The following is a 6513-nucleotide window of genomic DNA, read 5'->3' on the forward strand; positions in this document are numbered from 1 at the left end:
GGTGGCGGCGACGCCACCCGCCCGCACCGCTGTGCCCACCCGCACCGTCGTCGTGCGTCGTCGCTTTCCGGGAGTCCGTTGTGCGCTGCCTCAACTGCCACAGGTCCGAGGCCTTGTCCGACGGGCCGCACTGCGCGCGCTGCGTCGGGTCGTGGCAGCCCGTCGTGGCGCCCGCCGCGCCGGGCGCCTGGCTGCTCCCGCCGCTGACGCTCGGCCGCTGGGCCGCCGCACTGCTCGCACTGGTGGCGCTGACCGACCTGTTCGCGGTGTGGACGGACCACCGCATGTACGCCCTGGTGGACGAGCGCGCGGCCGCCGGGGCCGCCGTGATCGACGTCTACACCACGAACGACACGAGCCTGCTGATCGCGGCGGCGGGCTTGGCGCAGGCCCTCGCCTTCGTCGCCGCCGGCACCCTGTTCCTGATCTGGTTCCACCGGGTCCGGGGGAACGCCGAAGGGTTCTCCCCCGGCGGGCTCGAGAAGTCGCCGGGCTGGGCGATCGGAGGCTGGTTCGTCCCGGTGGCGAACCTGTGGTTCCCCCGGCAGATCGCCGGCGACATCTGGCGGGCCTCGGAGCGGCCAGGAGCCCCGTCCTCCGAGGTCCTGCTCAACCTGTGGTGGACGCTGTGGCTGGGGAGCTGGGCGCTGGGCCGGATCGCCTCGCGCGCCTACGGCAGCGCTTTCCAGGGGGACGCCGCCCCGGTGGACGCGGCGAGCGACGGCATGCTCTGGATGATGGCCTCGGACGGGTTCGACGCCGTGGCCGCGGTGGTGGCGGCGATGTTCGTGCTGCGGCTCTCGGCGGCGCAGCACGAGAGGGCCATGGACCTGGCAGCCACCGTGCCCGTCGGCGCGGTTCCGGTTCCGCCCACGGCGCCCGCGCCGCCGCACGGGGGCTGACGTGGCGACGCCGTCCGCCCGCACCGCTGTGCCGACGCCTTCCGGGGAGAACGACGTGGTCCGCCCGCACTGCCTGCCCTGCCTGAACTGCCGGACGGCCGAGGCCGAGCCCGACGCGGCGCACTGCGCGGCCTGCGCCGCCGGCCTGCGGCCCGTGGCCGGCGCGCCGGACGTCCGGCTGCGTCCGCCGCTGACCCTGGGCCGCTGGACCGCCGGGCTGCTCGGTGCGATCGCGCTGCTGAACCTGTACGCGGTGTCGACCGACCTCCGGATGTTCGACCTGACGAACGAACTGCTGGCCTCCGGAGCCTCGGTGGCCGACGTCAACACGACCTCCGACACGGTCGGACCGTGGCGGACGGCGGCGACGGCCCAGGCCGTCGCCTACTTCGCCCTCGGCGTCGTCCTCCTGCTCTGGTTCCACCGGGTCCGGCGCAACGCCGAGGTGTTCTCCCCGGGCGGGCACCGGCGGAGCCGGGGGTGGGTGTTCGGGGGCTGGTTCCTCCCGGTGGTCAACCTGTGGTTCCCGTTCCAGGTCACGAGCGACGTCTGGTGGGCCTCGGCCCGCCCCGCACGCTCCCGCAGGGCGGTGCTGCTCGGTCTGTGGTGGCCGCTGTGGCTGATCAGCTGGCTGCTGGGGATCCTGCTCCGGAGCGCGTTCGACGACGCCCACACGTTGGACAGCGTCGTCGCGGGTGACGGCATCCTCCGGGGTGATGTCTTCCCGCTCGTGGAGGTGAGTGTCGCGGCGGCCGACAAGGTGGCCGCGGACGGCTTCGACGTGGTGACCATGGTGGTGACGGCGCTGCTGGTGCTGCGGCTCTCGGCGGCGCAGCAGGAGAAGATGTCGGCCCTGACGGCCGGGGCGCCCGTGCAGGCGGCCCGCCCCGCCTGGGCCACCGGTCACTGGCTGGCCGGCGCCCGGTCCGCCGAGGCGGCGGCCCCCGCCGCCGGGGTTCCGGTTCCGCCCGCGGCTCCCGTGCCGCCGCACGGGAGCTGACGCGGCAACGGGCGACGGCCGGGGCCGCCACCCCCCACAGGAGAGGCCCCGACCGTCGCAGTGCGGGCCGTCACCGGCCCGCACTCGTGTCAGCGCCGCCGCCCGCAGATTTGTCACACCACGCACACAAAAAGTGCCGTCGCCTCCTCGCACACATGGACGTGGGCGTTCCGGCCCCGTACCGTTCCAGGGGCGACGGAGACGAACCGGACCGCGGGCGCGGTGCCGGTCTGGGCGCGAGAAAGGCACGCGTGGCGTGGGGGACGACGCGGAGCTGACCGCCGCGGTGCACGCGGCACAGGACGGGGACGAGACCGCGTTCCGGACTGTGTACCGCACGGTGCACCCTCGGCTGCTCGGATATGTACGGACATTGGTGGGCGACCCGGACGCCGAGGACGTGACCTCGGAGGCCTGGCTGCAGATCGCCCGTGACCTCGACCGCTTCACCGGCGACGCCGACCGCTTCCGCGGCTGGGCGGCGCGCATCGCCCGCAACCGGGCGCTGGACCACATCCGGATGCGCGGCCGCCGTCCGGCGACCGCGGGCGACGAGACCGAACTCGCCGACCGGCCGGCCACCGCGGACACCGCGGCGGAGGCGATCGACGCCCTGGCCACCGACCGCGCGTTCGCGCTGATCTCCCGGCTGCCGGCCGACCAGGCCGAGGCGGTGGTGCTGCGCGTGGTGATGGGGCTGGACGCCAAGTCGGCCGCCGCGACGCTCGGCAAGCGGCCCGGCGCCGTCCGGCAGGCGGCGCACCGCGGACTGCGGAAGCTGGCCGAGCTCCTCGCGGAACCCGCGCCCGGGGCCGGGCGCGGCGCCGGCCGCGGGCCGGGCCCCGAGCCGCTGACGGCGTCCTCGGTGGAGGCGGTGGCGGAGCGGCTCGGCATACTCGGGCTGGTGCCGCCGTCACCCCGGTGGCCGCGCCAGAAGCTGGTGACGTCCGCCGGAGTGACGTACGCGCCGACGCGGACGCAGAAGGACATGTGATGCCCGAGGAGCACGACAGGTGGCTGGACCGCGAGACGGCGGAGCGTCTGCTGCGCGGTGAGCGCCTGGGCGCGGACGACCCCGGGGCGGCCCGGGACCTCGCGCGGATGCTGGACAGCCTTTCGGCGGCTCCGGCGGACCCCGCGGAGCGTGCCGCGGACTTCGCGGCCGGCGAGGACGCCGCGCTGGCCGCCTTCCGCGCGGCCCGGACCGCGCGCGGCGCGGCCGGGGCGCGGAGGCCCGACACCCCGGGCGCGGCACTCCCGCCGCGTGCGCGGCGCGGTCGCGGCGCGGCCCGGCGCCGCTTCGCGCTGGCGGCGGTGCTGGTGACCGGCGTGGTCGGCGGTGGCGCGGCGATCGGCGGCGGGCTGCACGGCTTCGTCTCCGGGGACCGGGCCCCGGCCGGGTCGGTGGCCACCGGGATCCCGGCGCCCTCCGGGACGTCCACGCCGGTGCCGCTGGGCTCGGAGTCGCCGGCGGTCCCGCTGCCCGGGGGCGCCCTGTCGGGTGTCACCGACGGCTCCGGCGCCCTGCCCTCGCCCGGCGGCACGTCGGCGGGCGGCGCCGACGGGGAGGACCGCGGGACGTCCGGCGCTGCCGGGCACGGTGACGCGTCGGACGCGCCCCGGTCCGGTGACGCGCACGGCGGCAAGGACGGCAAGGGCACCGGCGGGCAGTCCGGGGACCGGGGCCGCGGGTCCCGCGAGTCGCTGCGCGACGCCTGCCGTGACCACCTGGCCGGACGCTCCCTGACGGCGGAACAGCGCCGCAAGCTGGACGCCGCGGCGGGGAGCGCCGGGGTGTCCGCGTACTGCGCCGGTCTGGTCGGCGACGGCGGCGAGGCGCCGGCCGACGGCACCCTGAAGCGCGACGACGACGGGGACGACCGGGGCAAGGGCCACCAGAGGGAGCGGGACGACTCGGCGGAGAACGGGCGGCGCACGGTGGGCGGTCCGGCCGCGGGCGAGCACGGCCGCGGTGCGGGCGGGAGCGGCGCGGCCCGCGGCCGCGGCGCCTCCGCCGACGACCGGGCCTCCCGCCCGACGCCCGGCTCCCCCGCCGGCTCCGCCGCCGAGCGGGGCTCCGGGCGCGAGCGCGCCGCGGAGCCCGCGACCGCCGGCCGCCGCGGCTGAGCCCCGGGCGTCACGCCCGCGGAAGGTCCGTGAGGAGTTCGTGGTGGGACGGCTGCAGGCCCTCCGGGAGGTCTCCCGGATCGCACCACCGCGCCTCGAGGATCTCGAAGTCGTCGACGGCCAGCTCCCCGCCGACCAGCTCCGCCTCGTAGGCCACCTCCAGCCGTAGCCGGAAGCCGCTGCGCAGCCGGAGCAGCCGGCCGGGCCGGACGTCGAGGCCGGTCTCCTCCTTGACCTCGCGGACCACCGTCTGCCCGAACTCCTCGCCCCGCTTGGCGAATCCCGTCGGCAGGCCCCACGGCAGCGCCGGGTTCCACAGCCGGTGGCGGAGCACCAGCACGCGCCCCGCGTCGTCGCGGACCACTCCCGTCACGCCCACCATGAAGGTGGCGTTGGCGAGGTGGAGGATCCGCCACTGCCAGGAGCCGCGGAGCCGTTTCCACACGGCGGCGATGAACCGATGAGGAGTCGTCACACACCCCAGCGTAGGCGCGCGTCGGACCGCGCGACGGACTTGAACATGTTCAAAAAGAGGTCTACCTTCATCTCGTCAGCGTTTTTTGAACGCGTTCAAGGAAGGTGGGGGCATGGACCTCACGGTGATCACGTACGTCGTCTACCTGGTCGTCAGCATCGGGCTCACGGTCTGGGTGGCGCGCACCCTCAGCAGCAACGGGCGGATCTTCCTCGCCGACGTGATGAAGGGCGACGAGAAGCTGGCCGGGGCCGTCAACCACCTGCTGGTGGTCGGCTTCTACCTGGTCAACTTCGGCTTCGTCGCCCTGTACCTCAACCGCGACGAGGCCGTCGCGGACGCCCGGGGGATCTTCGAGGCGCTCTCCACGAAGCTCGGCGTGGTGCTGCTGGTCCTCGGCGTGCTGCACCTGGGCAACGTGTGGGTGCTCAGCCGGATCCGCCGCCGCGGGCGGATGGAGCGGGAGCTGGTGCCGCCGGTGGACCCGCAGGCGTGGGCGGCTCCCGCCGCGCCGACCGGGGCGTGAGGGCGGTGACCGCGGCGAGCCGGGTGCCGGTCACCGGACTGACGGTGCTCTACGACGCCGAGTGCCCGCTGTGCCGGCACCTGAGCGGCTGGCTGCGGCGGCAGCCGCAGCTGGTCCGGCTGGAGCTGGTGCCCGCGGCCTCCGAGGAGGCCCGGCGCCGCTTCCCCGGCCTGGACCACGGTGCCACCCTGGACGAGATCACGGTGGTCGGCGACGCCGGCCAGGTCTACCGGGGCCCGGCCGCCTGGATCGTCTGCCTGTGGGCGCTGCGCGAGCACCGCCCGCTCGCCCACCGGCTCAGCACGCCGACGGGCGAGCGGGTGGCCCGGGCCGCGGTGCTGACGGCCGCCAAGTGGCGGGGGCATCTGTGGCCCCGTTCCCCCGCCGGCACGCCGGGCCGCTGGGGCGGCGGGGTGTACCGGCGGGAGGACGGCTGGGTGTACCACCCCGACATCGGGTGGACCCTCGACGCCCCGGGGTGCCCCGACGGGGCATGTCCCACCGGCTGACGGCACTGGTTAGGCTCAGGGCGTGCCCGAACCGAAGGAACCCAGGACCCCGAAGCCCAAGAGCGAGCAGACCCGCACGCTGATCCTGGAGACGGCCATGCGCCTCTTCCAGGAAAAGGGCTACGACCGCACCACGATGCGGGCCGTCGCCCAGGAGGCCGGGGTGTCGGTGGGCAACGCCTACTACTACTTCTCCGGCAAGGAACATCTGATCCAGGGCTTCTACGACCGGATCGGCGCGGAGCACAAGGTGGCCGCCCGGGCGGTCCTGGACCGGGAGACGGACCTGCAGGCCCGTCTGGCGGGGGTGCTCAAGGCCTGGCTGGACGTGGCGGAGCCGTACCACGAGTTCGCGGCGCAGTTCTTCAAGAACGCCGCCGACCCGGACTCGCCGCTGAGCCCCTTCTCCGCCGACTCCAAGGCGCCGCGCGAGGAGTCCATCGGGATCTTCCGCGAGGTGCTGTCGGGGTCGAAGGCGAAGGTCCCGGCCGAGCTGAAGGACACGCTGCCGGAGCTGATGTGGCTCTCCCTGATGGGGCTGGTCGTCTACTGGGTCTTCGACCGCACCCCGGGCCGCGAACGCAGCTACCGGCTGGCCGAGCGGGGCGCCCGGCTCACCACGCTGGGCGTCACGCTGGCCCGCTTCCGGGTGCTGCGGCCGCTGGTCCGCGAGGTCCACGAACTGTTCACGGACTTCCTCCCGGGGATGGGCGACGAGGACACGGAACGGGCCGAGGGCAAGGCCGGGGCCGACGGGGACACCGGGGCCGGGGACAAGGCCGGGGCCGACGGGGAGACCGGGGCCGGGACGGAAGCCGCGGCCGCACCGAAGTCCGGGCCGGCGGCCACCGGGAAGCGCCGCGCCACGAAGCGGGCCGCCTCGGCGGAGCAGGAGACGGACTCCGGCTCCTGACCGAGGGGCACGGGCCGGTACGGCCGGTACGCGAACGCCCGGTCGCCCCGGCCGTGGAGCC

Annotated in this window: 8 protein-coding genes; 7 read left to right on the forward strand and 1 reads right to left on the reverse strand. The window is 75.6% G+C overall.

All coding sequences use genetic code 11. The features are described from left to right. The first annotated feature begins 113 nt into the window (after window positions 1-113). The 4 genes from ACFRAV_RS31140 (at window position 114) to ACFRAV_RS31155 (ending at window position 4029) form a co-directional block, all read left to right on the forward strand. Window positions 114-902 carry a DUF4328 domain-containing protein gene (locus tag ACFRAV_RS31140; RefSeq protein ID WP_382560918.1) on the forward strand — a complete coding sequence of 263 codons (789 nt, stop codon included), beginning with the start codon at window positions 114-116 and terminating at the stop codon, window positions 900-902. 1 nt (window position 903) lies between these two features. Then, window positions 904-1902 carry a DUF4328 domain-containing protein gene (locus ACFRAV_RS31145; protein WP_382560921.1) on the forward strand — a complete coding sequence of 333 codons (999 nt, stop codon included), beginning with the start codon at window positions 904-906 and terminating at the stop codon, window positions 1900-1902. 256 nt (window positions 1903-2158) lie between these two features. After that, window positions 2159-2896: an RNA polymerase sigma factor gene (locus ACFRAV_RS31150; protein ID WP_382560923.1), complete on the forward strand. Its 738-nt coding sequence runs from the start codon at window positions 2159-2161 to the stop codon at window positions 2894-2896. After that, window positions 2896-4029, forward strand: a complete 1134-nt coding sequence (locus tag ACFRAV_RS31155) for a hypothetical protein (RefSeq protein WP_382560926.1) — start codon at window positions 2896-2898, stop codon at window positions 4027-4029. Before ACFRAV_RS31150 ends, ACFRAV_RS31155 begins: the two co-directional genes overlap by 1 nt. Before the next feature lie 10 nt (window positions 4030-4039). Here ACFRAV_RS31155 and ACFRAV_RS31160 read toward each other — a convergent pair whose 3' ends face one another. Beyond that, entirely contained in the window at window positions 4040-4504 is a 465-nt protein-coding gene (locus tag ACFRAV_RS31160; RefSeq protein ID WP_382560929.1) for an NUDIX domain-containing protein, read from the reverse strand. Window positions 4505-4616: 112 nt separating this feature from the next. On the opposite strand from ACFRAV_RS31160, the gene ACFRAV_RS31165 reads away from it, so the two are divergent. From ACFRAV_RS31165 to ACFRAV_RS31175, 3 genes are read left to right on the forward strand one after another with little or no spacing between them, the layout of a single operon-like run. Then, on the forward strand, window positions 4617-5030 hold the full coding sequence (locus ACFRAV_RS31165; RefSeq protein ID WP_382560932.1) for a hypothetical protein: 414 nt from the start codon (window positions 4617-4619) through the stop codon (window positions 5028-5030). Continuing rightward, complete coding sequence (locus ACFRAV_RS31170) at window positions 4997-5539, forward strand: thiol-disulfide oxidoreductase DCC family protein (protein ID WP_382560935.1); 543 nt, start codon at window positions 4997-4999, stop codon at window positions 5537-5539. Before ACFRAV_RS31165 ends, ACFRAV_RS31170 begins: the two co-directional genes overlap by 34 nt. A gap of 22 nt (window positions 5540-5561) precedes the next feature. After that, window positions 5562-6452 carry a TetR family transcriptional regulator gene (locus ACFRAV_RS31175; RefSeq protein ID WP_382560937.1) on the forward strand — a complete coding sequence of 297 codons (891 nt, stop codon included), beginning with the start codon at window positions 5562-5564 and terminating at the stop codon, window positions 6450-6452. Window positions 6453-6513: the final 61 nt, after the last annotated feature.

It is taken from the genome of Streptomyces sp. NPDC056600 (assembly GCF_042792855.1).
In the GTDB taxonomy this organism is placed as follows: Bacteria; Actinomycetota; Actinomycetes; order Streptomycetales; family Streptomycetaceae; genus Streptomyces.